The sequence below is a fragment of the Sphingomonas sp. genome, assembly GCF_048594985.1.
GTDB lineage: Bacteria > Pseudomonadota > Alphaproteobacteria > Sphingomonadales > Sphingomonadaceae > Sphingomonas_I.
In genome coordinates this window covers 1-13,851 of record NZ_JBMDXG010000042.1, presented here as the reverse complement: position 1 = coordinate 13,851, position 13,851 = coordinate 1, and the positions used below count along the sequence as shown (strand labels likewise).

Here is a 13,851-nt window from a genome sequence, read left to right as displayed (position 1 = left end):
GCGGGTGAAGCGCCTGTCCAACTCGATCCAGGTGGTCGCGGGCAACGTCGCCACCGCCGAGGCGGCGCGCGCGCTGATCGATGCGGGCGCGGATGGGATCAAGGTCGGGATCGGCCCGGGGTCGATCTGCACCACGCGCGTGGTCGCGGGTGTCGGCGTGCCGCAGCTCACCGCCGTGATGGAAGCGGCGGGCGAGGCGTGGAAGTCGAACGTGCCGGTGATCGCCGACGGCGGCCTGCGCACCTCGGGCGACGTGGCGAAGGCGCTCGCGGCGGGCGCGTCGACCGTGATGGTCGGATCGCTGCTGGCGGGCACCGATGAGGCGCCGGGCGAGACCTTCCTGTATCAGGGCCGCGCCTTCAAGGCGTATCGCGGCATGGGTTCGGTCGGCGCGATGGCGCGCGGCTCGGCCGACCGTTACTTCCAGCAGGAGGTGCGCGACAGCCTCAAGCTCGTGCCCGAGGGGATCGAGGGGCAGGTGCCCTACCAGGGCCCGGCCAAGGACGTGATCCACCAGCTCGTCGGCGGCGTGAAGGCGGCGATGGGTTATACCGGGGCGGCGACCCTCTCCGAGCTGCGCGAAAAGGCGCGCTTCGTCCGGATCACCAATGCCGGCCTGCGCGAAAGCCACGTCCACGACGTGTCGATCACGCGCGAGGCGCCCAACTACCCCTCGCTGGGGTGACCCCCGCCGCGCGCCTTCAGGCCGCGATCGAGCTGCTCGACGAGGTGATCGTCGCCGCGCGCACCGGCGGTGCGGCGGCCGACACGATCGTCGCGCGCTATTTCAAGACGCGCCGCTATGCCGGATCGAAGGACCGCCGCGCGGTGCGCGACCTGCTCTACGCCGCGATCCGGCGCGCGGGCGACGTGCCGGCGAACGGACGTGCCGGCCTGATCGGGCTGGCCGCCGGTGAGCCCGAACTGGCGGCCTTGTTCGACGGCAGCGCGCGCGGCCCGGCCCCGATCGCGGCCGACGAGGCACCCACGCCGGCCGGCGTCGCGCCGGCCTGGCTGGTCGAAAAACTCGCCGCCACGCTCGACGCGGACGAACTGCCGGCCCTGCTGGCGCGCGCGCCGCTCGATCTGCGCGTCAACCGGCTCAAGGCGGAGCGGGAGGCCGTGCTGCCGCTGTTCGAAGGCGCGACGCTCGGGGCTCTGGCGCGCGACGCGCTCCGCCTGCCCGAAGGGACGCAGGTCGAGCGCCACCCCGCCTTCCTCGATGGGCGGGTCGAGGTGCAGGACGAGGGCAGCCAGCTCATCGCCGCCGCCTGCGCCGCGCGGCCCGGCATGACGGTGGTCGATCTGTGCGCGGGGGCGGGGGGCAAGACGCTCGCGCTCGCCGCCGACATGGGCAATGCCGGCCGCCTGATCGCCTGCGACATCGACCGCGCACGGCTCCAGCGGTTGCCGCCCCGCGCCGAACGCGCCGGGGCCGCGATCGAGACGCGCCTGCTCGACGGCGGGCGTGAGGCCGCGGGGCTGGCCGATCTGCGCGGGCAGGCCGATGTCGTGCTGGTCGACGCGCCCTGCTCGGGCACGGGCACCTGGCGGCGCAATCCGGAGGCGCGCTGGCGCCTCACGCCGCAGCGGCTCGACCGCCTGCGCGCGACGCAGGCGCAGGTGCTGGCGCTCGCGGCGGATCTGGTCCGCCCCGGCGGCCGGCTCGTCTACGCGGTCTGCTCGCTGCTCGATGACGAGGGGCGCGGGCAGGCCGAGGCGTTTCTCGCCGCCCGGCCCGGCTGGCGCGCGCTGCCCCCGCCCGTCGCCGCCGGACGACCGCACGGGCCCGGACTGCGCCTGACGCCCGCGCATGACGGGGTGGACGGCTTTTTCATCGCGGCCTTCGCCCCTATTTGTTAGGAGCGTGGTCTTGCGCTTTCTGGAGCTGTTGATGCGTCTCTCCCCTTATGCCGTCGCTCTGGCACTCGCGCTGGCGACCGTTTCGTCGAGCAGCATCGGCCAGCGCCCCGACGCGCAGATCGACCCGCGCAGCATGGCGCTGCTGCGCAAGGGGGAGGCGTTGCGCGCGGCGGGCGACCTGGGCGGCGCGAACGACATGCTCGAAACCGCGCTCGCGCTCGATCCGCGCAACCGCGCCGCGTTCGTCGCGCTCGGCCGCGTCGCCGCGCAGCAGAATCTGCCCGGCAAGGCGATCCGTTTCTATCGCGACGCGCTGGTGCTCGATCCGAACGACGTCGCCGCGCTGTCGGGCCAGGGCGAGGCGATGGTGCAGAAGGGCGCGGTCGAAAGCGCGCGCGCCAACCTCGCGCGCATCAATCAGCTCTGCAAGGGCGGGTGCCCCGCTTCCGCCACGCTCGCCGCCGCGATCGCCAAGGGGCCGCCCGCGCCGGTCGTCACCGCACAGGCGACCAGCACCGTCCCGCCCAAGGGCGAGGAAGACAAGACCCAGAAGCAGCAGTGACGGCGCGGGCGCTCAGCCCCGCCGGACGATGATCCCGAACGACGTCGTCACATATTGGCGCAGCGCCACCTTCAGGTGTTCGGCATCGAGGTAGGGGGGCAGGTCGACATGCTCGTCGACCGGGCGATCGCCCATGTCGTAGGTGATCGGCGCCACCTCATGCCCCTCGCGGATCAGGTCGAGCGCCAGCCGCTCCATGTCCTTGCGCCGGAACAGCACGGTCGGCCCGCGATCCACCGTGCGGGTGTTCGACGTGAGGTTGAGCTCGCTCGTATGCACCGCGATCCCGCCCGGCCGCAGCCGCCGGATCGACTCCTTCACGAACCTCAGCCCCGCCGCGATCGATCCGAGATGCTCGTAGGCGCAGGCCGACCAGCAGAAGTCGAACCCGGTCAGGTCCGGCGGAATATGGGTCATGTCGACCGCGCGGAAGCTGACCCGGCGGAAGAAGTCGTCTTCCGTGCACAGGTCAGGCCGCGACAGGCCGGCCAGCGTGTCGGCATGCTGCCCCGTGCCGCGCCATGACGCGGCTTCCTGATCGGTTTCCGGCAGATCGGTCGCCACGATCTCGCAGCCGAGCGAGGCGAAGAAGGCGGGCAGGCTCTCCGCGCCGACCCCGAACCCCAGGCCCCGGCTGCCCGGCCGAAGCGCGCCATGCCGCTCCAGCGCCTGCAGGATGTAGACGAATTCCCACTGCTTGCGGTGATTGTGCAGCGGGAACCTCATCCGCTCGCGCCACGCCGCATAGGCCGGTTCGTCGAACTGCGCGGCGGTGCACATTTGCGAGATCGGCTCCGCGATCGTCGCGGGGCGGCGGATGATCATGCCCGCGCGTTCCAGCGGTCCCGACCGGGCCCAGAATGGCGCGCCGACGCGGGACGGCGGCGCGAAGATCCGCGACCGCGCATCCTGTAGCCGCGCCGTCTGGCGGACGCCGTCCGCCCATGAGTCTAGCGAGACTGTCAGCCCGTCCGCCCTAGCGTCGTGCGCTCCCGAAAGACGACCGTGCAGGGCGTAGGAGGCACCCGCCTCGGCGGTGAACGCCACCTCCAGCCACCCAGCCTGAGCTTTTAGCGCACGCAGCGGAGCCCGTATCCGGCGCAGGACACGACTTGACCGCTCCGTCTCGTGCAGTTCCTGAAGCCGCAGGTCGAGTACGCCACTGGTCGCTGACAGACCGTCGAACGCGATCGTGAAGCGGTTCGGTCCCGCCCCGGCGGCGATGTAGAGCGTATGAAAGGCGTAACCGGGCCGGGGCGGATCGCGCTCGCCGCCTAGGCCGGGCAAGGCGCTGCGTGCCTGCGGCCAGTACGCGAAGGGGTCGATCCGAGGATGCGGCGCGGCGATCGCGTCCTGCTGCATGGCGGCGCGGCTAGCGGCGATCGATCGCGCGCGCCACCGCGACGAAATCCTCGACGCGCAACGTCTCGGCCCGTCGCGTCGGATCGATGCCGAGCGTCTCCAGCGCCGCCAGCGCGCCCGTCACGGGCTTCAGGCTCTGGCGCAGCATCTTGCGGCGCTGGCCGAAGGCGGCGGCGGTCAGCGTCTCCAGCGTGCGGAACGAGACGCCCTCCGGCGCGGGCGCGGGCACGATATGCACCACCGCCGACATCACCTTGGGGGGCGGGACGAAGGCGGAACGGTGGACCGGAAGCGCGATCCGCGCGGTCGCGCGCCACTGCGCCAGCACCGCCAGCCGGCCGAAGGCGCCGGTGTCGGGCGCGGCGACGATCCGCTCGGCGACCTCCTTCTGGAACATGAGCGTGAGCGAGGCCCACCATGGTGGCCACGACTCTCCGCCCAGCCAGCGGACGAGCAAGGCCGTGCCCACATTGTAGGGCAGGTTGGCGACGATGTGCGCGCCCGTCCCGGCCTCCTGCGCCGCATCGATCGCCAGCGCATCGCCTTCGATCACGCGCAGCGCGCCCGGCGGGGCGGCCTCGGCCAGCTCGGCCAGCGCGGGCATGCAGCGGCGGTCGCGCTCCACCGCTATGACCTGCGCCCCGGCCTCGACCAGCGCGCGGGTCAGGCCGCCCGGGCCCGGCCCCACCTCGAACACGCGCGCGCCGGACAGGTCGCCCGGCACGCGCGCGATCCGGGCGAGCAGCTGGCCGTCGAGCAGGAAATTCTGGCCGAGCGCCTTTTCGGCCGACAGGCCGTGGCGCGCGATCACCTCGCGCAGCGGCGGCAGGTCGAGCGTCACGCGGCGCGGGCGCGGTGGGCGGCGCAGTCGCCCGCCATGCGGATCGCAGCGATCATCGCCCCGGGATCGGCCTGATCCTTGCCCGCGATCCCGAACGCCGTGCCATGATCGGGGGAGGTGCGGACGATCGGCAGGCCCAGCGTCACGTTCACCCCGTCGTCGAAATGCAAGGTCTTGATCGGGATCAGCGCCTGATCGTGATAGGGGCAGAGCGCGACATCGTATCGCGCGCGCGCGGCCGGGTGGAACAGGGTGTCGGCCGACAACGGCCCCTCGATCGCGATCCCGTCGGCGCGCAGCCGCTCCAGCGCCGGGCCCATCACGTCGATCTCCTCGCGGCCCAGCGCGCCGCCCTCGCCCGCATGGGGATTGAGCCCCGCAATCACCAGCCGCGGCCGGGCGATGCCGAAATCGCGGCGCAGGCCCCGCTCGGTCACCTGCGCGCGGCTGACGATCAGGTCCGCCGTCAATCGCGTCGGCACGTCCCGGATCGCGACGTGGATGGTCAGCGGCACCGTGCGCAGCGTCGGCCCGGCGAGCATCATCACCGCGCGCTCGTGCGCGATGCCGCAGCGCTCGGCGACGAATTCGGTCTGGCCGGGATGCGTGAAGCCGATCTCGTAGAGCAGCGACTTGGAAACGGGCGCGGTCACCATGCCGCGCGCATCGCCCGTCCGCGCCAGCCCGACCGCGACCTCCAGCGCATCGAGCGCGCCGCGCGCGCCCGCAATGTCGGGGCGTCCGGGCGCCACCGATCCGGCGCTTTCGACCTGCAGCACCGGCAGCGCGTCGGCGAACGCCGCCGAAGCTTCGGCGGGGGAGGCGATCCGCGCGATCGGCCCGCGCCACACGGCTTACACCGCACGCGCGTCGCCGATCGCGAAGAAGGGGGGCCGGGCGCGGTCGTGGCGCGCATCCCATGCCTTGGCGGTGACCTCGGGGCCGATCCCCGCCGGGTCCCCGAGCGTGACCGCGAGCGGTGCCGCGTCAGCGATATTCGATGATGGCATCGCGCCGCAGGTCGCGCAGGTAGCGGCGCGCGCGCAGGTTCACCCGCTCGTCCGACATCTGCGACTGGATGTCGTCGAACGACGGCAGGCTCGGGTCGAGCGGCTCGTCGCGGCCGCACACCACCAGCGCGCGGACGCCGCCTTCCGAACCGCCGAACGGCGGCGTCGCCTCGCCCACGCGCAGCCCCAGCATGATCGTCTGGAGCTGCGGCGGCAGGTCGCGCACGCGCAGCGATTCATTGTCGACCACGTTGCCATTGATCCGCTGGGCGAACGCCGCGACGTCGCCGCAGCCTTTCAGCGCCTTCAGCCCGGCGGTGAACGCGGCGACCTTGGGCTGCGCCTGTTCGGCCGAGATGTTGGGCGGGAAATCGATCGTGATCTGCTTGAGCGACAGCACCGTGTCGCGCGGATCGGTCGTCAGGATCTGGCGCTTGTCGATCAGCGCGATGATCGAAAAGCCCCCGCCGACGGGGATCGGGCCGGCCCGCGTGCCCGGCTGCATCTGCGGCAGCATGCCGCCCAGCGCCTCGGGCAACTGCTCCTGCCGGACCCAGCCGAGAGCGCCGCCGACCGCCGCGGTCGAGGCGACCGAATATTGGCGCGCATAAGCCGGGAAGGAGGCGCCCTGCCGGATCTGCTCGACGATCCGCTGCGCGTTGGCGGCGACCTGCTGCTCGGTGGCGGGCGTCGACGCAAGGAAGATCTCGCTCACATGATATTCGGACGACCCCTTCGACGCTTCGAGGCGGGCGATCGTCTGGCGCACCTCCTCGTCGCTCACGCTGACGAAGGGCTCGACCTGCCGGCCGAGGACGCGGCGCCACGCCATTTCCGCCTCGATCTGGCGGCGGAGCGAGGCGATGCTCGAATTCTGCTGGCGGACGTAATTGGCGAACTGTTCGGGCGTCTGCTTGAACTGGCGCGCGATGCGGGCGAGCGACTGGTCGATCTCCGCCTTTTCGATCACGATCTTGTTGGCGGCGGCTTCCTGGATCTGCAGCGTCTCGTCGACCAGGTTGGACAGCACCTGGACGCGCAGCTGCGCGCGCTCCTCGGGCCCGACCTTGCCCTGGCTGGACGCGAGCGCCAGCGCGAGCCGCTGGTCGACGTCGGTGTCGGTGATGATCGCACCGTTGACGATCGCGGTCGCCTTGCGCACCGACGGATCGTTGTGCGCGAGGATCTTCACGTCGCTCGGCAGGTCCAGGTTCGACGGCGGCGCCTCGGCGCGCTGCGCGCCGACCGCGCCGATCGCGAACGCGCCGATCAGAAACGCCACGCCCGCGCGCAAACTCGTCATACCCGCCTTCACGCCCGCTCCGTCGATTGCCGCTGGTCTGGCCGCCATGATCCCTCGCGGCTGAACATGCGCTTAGCGGCCAACGTTCTTCAAGGCCAGCCGCAAGCTGAAGGTGCTGCCGCGCCGGGCGTCGCCGGTCGGGTCGTAGTCGCGGCGCCAGGTCAGGCCGAGCGACAGGCATTCGTCCTCATATTGCACGCCGAAGCGATGCCGCACGGGTTCATAGCCGTCGGCGTTCGACAGCGGATCGTCGGCGGTGCTGGTCAGGTCGATCACGGTCGAACCGAAGATCGACCAGTAACGCGCCAGCCGCACCCGCCCGCCGACGCGTATTTCGCTGCGGTCGCGCAGATCCTCGATCGACGGCGCGATGTTGCGGTTCAGCCGGAGGTAGCCGACGCGGACATAGGTAGTGCGGCTGCCGACGATCGCGTCGATCTCGTTCCGCCGCACCGACAGATTGTCCTTGTCGAGGCGGAAGCGGTGGACCAGCTCGAACCAGCTGCCATAATCGATCGAGACGCGCCCGACATAGTCGGAGAAGCGGTCCGACAGGCCCGTGCCCGGCGGCAGGATGGTCGGCTCGCTGGTCAGGCGATAGCTCTGCCCGATCACCGCGCGCGCCTCGAACCGGGGCAGCGTGAAGCTGTATTCGCCGCCATAGGTGACGCGGCTCGAATCCTCCCACCGGTCGTATCCGGAGAAGCGGTTGAGCGCGAACAGGTTGCTGTCCTCCAGGTCGACCGCGCGCGAATCCTCGTTCGGGATGACCAAATTCTTGGTGTGCGGCGTGGCGACCACCTGCACGCGCGGCGAAATCGTCTGCGTACCGCCCAGCAGCTCGCCGACGAACGGCCAGCGCATGTCCGCCGCCAGCGCCGCGACCTGGCGCGCATGCCACCCCTGCGCGCCGCGATACAGCTCGGTCGGCGTCTGCAGAATGTCGTCCGTATGATAGGCGTCCGCCCGCCCGTAAGCGGTGAAGGTCACTTCCTGGCCGAGCCCGGTCAGCGTGCGCAGGTCCCAGCGCAGGCCCGCGAACACGCGCTGCGTGTCCTGCCCCTCGGTGCGGGTCAGCGCGAGCGTGTTGACCTGCGCCTGGAACGTGCCGCCCAGCCACGGATCGGCGATGCGGCGGCGATAGTCGATCGCCGGCAGCGCGATCGCCTGCTGCCCTTGCGAAAAGCCCGCGCGCAGATCCTGCACGTACCAGCCCGCGATCGACAGATAGGAATCGCTGTCGATCCGCTCGGCGCGCAGCATCGACCGCAGGCGATCGTCGTTCGACACGTCGTAGCGGCGCATGAAGGTGCGGTCGCTCGCCAGCCGCACGGCGCCGGTGATCGTCCAATCGGGACCGAACTGCCACGTGCCGAACGCGTCGAGATAGCCGCGCGACCCCTTGTCCTTGTCGGCGTCGGGCGCGCCGCTCGACCGGCTGCCGGACAGGCGCGAGCCATAGGTGGCCATGCCGTTGACGCGGTAGGCGCCGTTGCTCTGCAGCGCGCGATACGTGCCCTCGATCGCCGGCAGCACGCGCGTGTAGAGGTGGGGCGTGATCGTCAGGTCGCGATTGGGCCCGAGCGTCATGTAATAAGGCAGCGCGAACTCGACGCCGGTCGCGTTGCTCACCTGGACATGCGGCAGCAGCAGCCCGTTGCCGCCCGACCCCTCGGGCGATCCGTCGGGATGCGAGAAGTGCGGCAGCGCGAGGATCGTCTGGCCGAAGATGGCGAGCCGCGCATCGTCATAATAGATGCGGTGCCGCCCCTGGTCGACGGTCACGCGCAGCGCGCGTACCTGCCACGATGGCTTGCGCGGGCATCCGTCGCGCGTCTGCACCGCGCAGGGCGTATAGGCGGCATGGTCGAGCCGCGTAATCTGTCCCTCGCGCTTGCCGTGCGCGGCGGCGAGCCGCCCGCCGTCCGCCAGCACGAGCAGCATGTTGTCCGCCACGCCGTCATGCATCTCGTCGGTCAGGAGGATGTCGTCGGCATAGGCGACGTCGCCGTCGGGGTTGGTCAGCGCGACGTTGCCCGTGGCGCGCACCTCGCCCGACCGCCGGTTCCACACCACCTTGTCCGCGCGCATCCGGCTGCCGTTGCGCAGCATCCGCACGTCGCCGGTGGCGGTGACGATCTCGTTCGTGTCGTCATAGTCCAGCGTCGCGGAGGAGAAGGTGACCTCGTCCTCGGTCGCCGGCTGCGGCGCGCCCGCGCCGTCGGCGGGCGGCGCCACGGGACGGTCGCCGAAATCCTGGGCGAACGCCGGCGCGCTCGCCGCCAGCGCGACGATCAACGAGGCGCGCGCGATCCCCAAACGTGCCCACCTGTTCCGACGCATGGGTCGCCGCCCTAACGGAGCCGTTCCGCCGCCGCAATCGACTTGAGGCATGCCGCATGCTTTGACAGCGGCGGGCGGGGGAGCCCATAGCATCGGCATCCCTATCAGGAGGCGTCAGGCCTTGATCACCATCTCGTTTCGATCCGATATTCCGGCGGGCGCGCGTGCGATCGCCATTCCCGTTGCGTCCATCGCCGCGGGCGAAGTCACGCTGCCCGCCGCGCTCCAGTCTGCCACCGCGCTCGCGCGCGGCGCGGCCGCCACCTTCACCGGCGAAGCCGGGGCGATCATCGAATTCCATGCCGAGATCGACGGATCGGTCCGGCGCGTGCTGCTCGTCGGCGTCGGCGCCGCGCAGGCCGGCGCGCGCGCGGGCGGCGCGCTCGTCGCGCGCCTGCTGACCTCGGGTGAGACCAATCTGGTCGTCGACGCGAGCGCGATCGACGTGGGCAGGCGCGCCGCCTTCGCCGCGTCCCTGGCGCAGGCGGCGGCGCTCCGTAGCTGGCGTTTCGATGCCTACCGCACGCGCCAGCCCGCCAAGACCAAGCCGACCCTGTCGGCGATAGAGATCGTCGTCGGCGATGGCGTCGCCGCCGCCGAACAGGCGTGGACGCCGCTCGCCGCCGTCAATGATGGCGTGGCGTTCGCGCGCGAACTGGTGAGCGAACCCGCCAACATCCTCTATCCCGAAAGCTTCGTCGAGCGCTGCCGCGCGCTGGAGTCGCTCGGCGTGAAGATCACCGTGCTCGACGAAGCGGCGATGGCCGCGCTCGGCATGGGCGCCTTGCTCGGCGTGTCGCAGGGGTCGGAGCGCGAGGCGCGCCTGCTCGCTTTGCATTATGACGGCACCGGCGGCGCGGCCGGTGCCCCGACCGTGTTCGTCGGCAAGGGCGTCACCTTCGACACCGGCGGCATCAGCCTCAAGCCCGGGCCGGGCATGGAGGATATGAAGTGGGACATGGGCGGCGCGGCGTCGGTGGCCGGCGCGATCCGCGCGATTGCCGGGCGCAGGGCGCCGGTCAACGTCGTCGGCGTGTGCGGGCTGGTCGAAAATATGCCCGACGGCAAGGCGCAGCGTCCCGGCGATGTCGTCACCACCATGTCGGGCCAGACGGTCGAGATCCTCAACACCGATGCCGAAGGGCGGCTGGTGCTGTGCGACGCGATCGCCTGGGCGCAGACGACCTCCAAGCCCAAGACGATCGTCGATCTCGCGACGCTGACCGGCGCGATGATCGTCAGCCTGGGGCACGAGCATGGCGGCCTGTTCGCCAATGACGACCGGCTCGCCGATCAGCTGCTCGCGGCGGGCAAGGCGACCGGCGAGAAATTGTGGCGCTTCCCGATGGGCGAGGCCTACGACAAGATGCTCGACAGCCCGATCGCCGACATGAAGAATATCGGCCCGCGCGAGGCGGGATCGATCACCGCCGCGCAGTTCATCGCGCGCTTCGTCGACAAGGATGTCGCCTGGGCGCACCTCGACATCGCCGGGATGGTGTGGGCCTCCAAGCCCGCGAATCTGTGGGAGAAGGGGGCGACCGGCTACGGCGTGCGCCTGCTCGACAGCTTCGTGAAGGACACGCTCGAAGGTTAGAGCGGATCGACATTCCTAGTCTTCCAGCCGAAGCAGTCCCGTTCGGCTCGATGCTCATCTCCCCGTCATCCCGGCCTTGAGCCGGGATCCCGCTGCTGCGGCCGGCGATAGCGGGACCCCGGATCAAGTCCGGGGTGACGACCCCGTTCGCACGAACGTTTGCGGGACAGGTCGCTGAACCTCGACATCCACGAACCCCGCCGCCCCTCCGGCTTGCAACCGGCGGGGCGGGCGGGTAGAGGCGCGCGACTTTTCCGCCACCTTATAAGATGGAGCAAGGGACGCCCATGGCGATCACCCGCACCTTTTCGATCATCAAGCCCGATGCCACGCGCCGCAACCTGACCGGCGCCGTCACGCAGATGCTGGAGGAAGCCGGCCTGCGCGTCGTCGCCTCCAAGCGCATCCACATGACCCGCGAGCAGGCCGAGGGCTTCTACGCCGTCCACAAGGAGCGGCCCTTCTTCAACGATCTCGTCAGCTTCATGATCTCGGGCCCGGTCGTGGTCCAGGTGCTTGAGGGCGAGGATGCGGTGAAGCGCAACCGCGACGTCATGGGCGCGACCAACCCGGCCAATGCCGACGAGGGCACGATCCGCAAGGTCCACGCCGAGTCGATCGAGGCCAATTCGGTCCACGGGTCCGACAGCGAGGAAAATGCCGCGATCGAGATCGCCTATTTCTTCAAGCCGGAAGAAATCGTCGGCTGAACCCGTCCGCGCCGGCCATGATTTGAATGGCCGTTGCACGAATCGGATCGCTGTGACCGGTAACGGCCGCCTTGGGGGCGTTGTCCCCGGGCGGCCGTGTCGTTAGGGCTCCCTCCGCGACCACGCAGAGGGAGACTCCGCGCATGACCCCGATCGTCAGGGCCATTCTCGACAAGTACGAATCCGACAATCCGGGCGTGAAGACCAACCTCGCCCGCATCCTGATGCAGGGCGATCTGGGCGGCACCGGCAAGCTGGTGATCCTGCCGGTCGACCAGGGCTTCGAACATGGCCCCGCGCGCAGCTTCGCGCCCAACCCGGCCGGCTACGACCCGCATTATCACTACCAGCTCGCGATCGATGCCCGGCTGTCGGCTTATGCCGCACCGCTCGGCCCGCTCGAGGCGGGGGCCGACACCTTCGCCGGCCAGATCCCGACCATCCTCAAGGTCAACAGCTCGAACAGCTGGGCAACCAGCAACGATCAGGCCGTGACCGGCACGGTCGGCGACGCGCTGCGGCTCGGCTGCGCGGCGATCGGCTTCACCATCTATCCCGGCTCGGACGACATCTTCGAGCAGATGGAGGAAATCCGCGAGCTGTCGGCCGAGGCCAAGGCTGTGGGCATCGCGACCGTGATCTGGTCCTATCCGCGCGGCGGCAAGCTGTCGAAGGAGGGCGAGCTTGCGCTCGACGTCGGCGCTTATGCCGCGCACATGGCGGCACTGCTCGGTGCGCACATCATCAAGGTGAAGCTGCCGACCGCGCATATCGAGCAGGAAGAAGCCAAGAAGGCCTATGAGGGCACCGACTGGTCGAACCAGGCCGATCGCGTCCGCCACGTCGTCCAGGCCTCGTTCGCCGGGCGTCGCATCGTCGTTTTCTCCGGCGGCGCCAGCAAGGGTTCGGACGCGGTCTATCAGGACGCGCGCGACATCCTCGCCGGGGGCGGCAACGGGTCGATCATCGGCCGCAACAGCTTCCAGCGCCCGCGCGAGGAAGCGCTCGACCTGCTCGCGAAGATCGTCCGCATCTACAAGGGCGAGGAATAAGCCGATGGCCGCCGCGCCTGCCGATGCGGGCGCGGCGGTCCTTGTCTTTCCCTATCATCGCGGGATCGGCCCGACGCTCGGCGTGCTGCTCGCGCTCGCCATGGTCGAAACCGTGGTGCTCCACGTCGTTGCGATGGCGCTGTGGGGCAGGGGCGTGGCGCTCGCGCTCGGCCTGCTCGATCTGTCGGCCGTGGCGTTGCTCGTCGCGCTGCTGCGCTCGCTCCGCCGCCGGCCCGTCACGATCGCGGGTGGCTGCCTCACCCTGCGTCTCGGATTTTTGAAGACGATCCGCGTTCCGCTGGCGCAGGTGACGGGCCTGCGCACCGACTGGGATGCCGAAACGCTCCGCCAGCGCGATGTCCTCAACCTCGCGCTTGCCAACTGGCCGAACGTCATGGTCGCGCTGTCCGTGCCCGTACGGATGCGCCGCCGCTGGATCGGCGCGATCGCACACAAGCTCGACGATCCGGCCGCTTTCGCCCGCGCCCTCGATAGCTTGGCGCCCGGCAGCGACCTTGACAAAGTAGAACATATACAGTACAAATAGCGCGCTGCTACTGTATCGCGTGGCAGGCGCAGCCATCGGAAGCGGCGTTTCGGGCGGTATTGGCGTAAACTTTCGTAAACTTTGAACGCCGGGCCGCCTCCCGCCCTGCGATCGGACCCGCTAGGGGGTGGGCATGGCCGATCTGCCGATCCATGCCGTGCTGCCCGATCTGCTCGCCGCGCTCGACGCGGGCAGCGGCGCGGTGCTGGTCGCGCCGCCGGGGGCGGGCAAGACCACGGCGGTCGCGCCCGCTCTGCTCGATCGGCCGTGGTGCACCGGCCGCGTCCTGCTGCTCTCGCCGCGCCGCCTCGCGGCACGTGCCGCCGCCGACCGCATCGCCGAGCTGGCGGGCGAGGGCGTCGGCGGACGGATCGGCTACGCGACCCGGCTCGACAGCCGGCAGTCGCGCGACACGCGGCTGCTGGTGGTGACGCAGGGCATCTTCGTCGCGATGATCCAGGCCGATCCCGAACTGGCCGGCATCTCGGCGGTGCTGTTCGACGAGGTCCACGAACGCAGCCTCGACGGCGATTTCGGCCTCGCCCTCGCGCTCGACGTCCAGGCGTCGCTCCGCCCCGACCTGCGCCTGGTCGCGATGTCGGCGACGCTCGACGGCGACCGCTTCTCTGCGCTCATGGACGGCGCGCCGGTGATCGAAAGC

General features: G+C 70.6%; 12 protein-coding genes and 1 pseudogene. 8 read left to right on the top strand and 5 right to left on the bottom strand.

From position 1 onward, the window contains the following. From guaB to ACOJSF_RS01730, 3 genes are all read left to right on the top strand, one after another. On the top strand, window positions 1–685 hold a 685-nt coding region (gene guaB, locus ACOJSF_RS01740; protein ID WP_420140515.1), incomplete at its 5' end, for an IMP dehydrogenase. Beyond that, a complete protein-coding gene (locus ACOJSF_RS01735) occupies window positions 682–1,863 on the top strand; it encodes an RsmB/NOP family class I SAM-dependent RNA methyltransferase (protein WP_420140514.1) in 1,182 nt (393 codons plus the stop codon). The genes guaB and ACOJSF_RS01735, both read left to right, overlap by 4 nt. 31 nt (window positions 1,864–1,894) lie before the next feature. Continuing rightward, entirely contained in the window at window positions 1,895–2,425 is a 531-nt protein-coding gene (locus ACOJSF_RS01730; RefSeq protein WP_420140517.1) for a tetratricopeptide repeat protein, read from the top strand. Between the two features lie 12 nt (window positions 2,426–2,437). Here the strand turns inward: ACOJSF_RS01730 and ACOJSF_RS01725 are convergent, their stop codons facing one another. The 5 genes and pseudogenes from ACOJSF_RS01725 to ACOJSF_RS01705 all read right to left on the bottom strand — a co-directional run bounded on the left by ACOJSF_RS01725 (window position 2,438) and on the right by ACOJSF_RS01705 (window position 9,284). Then, entirely contained in the window at window positions 2,438–3,787 is a 1,350-nt protein-coding gene (locus ACOJSF_RS01725; protein ID WP_420140513.1) for an SAM-dependent methyltransferase, read from the bottom strand. Window positions 3,788–3,797: 10 nt separating this feature from the next. Continuing rightward, complete coding sequence (gene rsmA / locus ACOJSF_RS01720; RefSeq protein WP_420140512.1) at window positions 3,798–4,628, bottom strand: 16S rRNA (adenine(1518)-N(6)/adenine(1519)-N(6))-dimethyltransferase RsmA; 831 nt, start codon at window positions 4,626–4,628, stop codon at window positions 3,798–3,800. Next, a pseudogene (pdxA, locus tag ACOJSF_RS01715) lies at window positions 4,625–5,638 on the bottom strand (4-hydroxythreonine-4-phosphate dehydrogenase PdxA). The gene rsmA and the pseudogene pdxA overlap by 4 nt, the downstream one beginning before the upstream one ends. Then, window positions 5,616–6,941, bottom strand: a complete 1,326-nt coding sequence (locus ACOJSF_RS01710; protein ID WP_420140511.1) for a peptidylprolyl isomerase — start codon at window positions 6,939–6,941, stop codon at window positions 5,616–5,618. The pseudogene pdxA and the gene ACOJSF_RS01710 overlap by 23 nt, the downstream one beginning before the upstream one ends. A gap of 72 nt (window positions 6,942–7,013) precedes the next feature. Beyond that, a complete protein-coding gene (locus tag ACOJSF_RS01705; protein WP_420140510.1) occupies window positions 7,014–9,284 on the bottom strand; it encodes an LPS-assembly protein LptD in 2,271 nt (756 codons plus the stop codon). Between the two features lie 124 nt (window positions 9,285–9,408). Here ACOJSF_RS01705 and ACOJSF_RS01700 point away from each other — a divergent pair, with 124 nt between their 5' ends. The 5 genes from ACOJSF_RS01700 to ACOJSF_RS01680 form a co-directional block, all read left to right on the top strand. After that, window positions 9,409–10,881: a leucyl aminopeptidase gene (locus ACOJSF_RS01700; protein ID WP_420140516.1), complete on the top strand. Its 1,473-nt coding sequence runs from the start codon at window positions 9,409–9,411 to the stop codon at window positions 10,879–10,881. Window positions 10,882–11,168: 287 nt separating this feature from the next. Then, complete coding sequence (gene ndk / locus ACOJSF_RS01695) at window positions 11,169–11,591, top strand: nucleoside-diphosphate kinase (protein WP_420140509.1); 423 nt, start codon at window positions 11,169–11,171, stop codon at window positions 11,589–11,591. A gap of 143 nt (window positions 11,592–11,734) precedes the next feature. After that, complete coding sequence (locus ACOJSF_RS01690; protein ID WP_420140508.1) at window positions 11,735–12,643, top strand: class I fructose-bisphosphate aldolase; 909 nt, start codon at window positions 11,735–11,737, stop codon at window positions 12,641–12,643. Window positions 12,644–12,647: 4 nt separating this feature from the next. After that, complete coding sequence (locus ACOJSF_RS01685) at window positions 12,648–13,190, top strand: hypothetical protein (RefSeq protein ID WP_420140507.1); 543 nt, start codon at window positions 12,648–12,650, stop codon at window positions 13,188–13,190. A gap of 133 nt (window positions 13,191–13,323) precedes the next feature. Next, window positions 13,324–13,851, top strand: a 528-nt coding sequence (locus ACOJSF_RS01680) for a DEAD/DEAH box helicase (RefSeq protein WP_420140506.1), incomplete at its 3' end; no start/stop codon positions are given.

Coding starts and splice junctions, on each gene's coding strand:
- ACOJSF_RS01685 (WP_420140507.1), top strand. CDS start 12,648: ATGGCCGCCGCGCCTGCCGATGCGGGCGCGGCGGTCCTTGTCTTTCCC.
- ndk (WP_420140509.1), top strand. CDS start 11,169: ATGGCGATCACCCGCACCTTTTCGATCATCAAGCCCGATGCCACGCGC.
- ACOJSF_RS01690 (WP_420140508.1), top strand. CDS start 11,735: ATGACCCCGATCGTCAGGGCCATTCTCGACAAGTACGAATCCGACAAT.
- ACOJSF_RS01730 (WP_420140517.1), top strand. CDS start 1,895: ATGCGTCTCTCCCCTTATGCCGTCGCTCTGGCACTCGCGCTGGCGACC.
- ACOJSF_RS01710 (WP_420140511.1), bottom strand. CDS start 6,941: ATGACGAGTTTGCGCGCGGGCGTGGCGTTTCTGATCGGCGCGTTCGCG.
- ACOJSF_RS01705 (WP_420140510.1), bottom strand. CDS start 9,284: ATGCGTCGGAACAGGTGGGCACGTTTGGGGATCGCGCGCGCCTCGTTG.
- ACOJSF_RS01725 (WP_420140513.1), bottom strand. CDS start 3,787: ATGCAGCAGGACGCGATCGCCGCGCCGCATCCTCGGATCGACCCCTTC.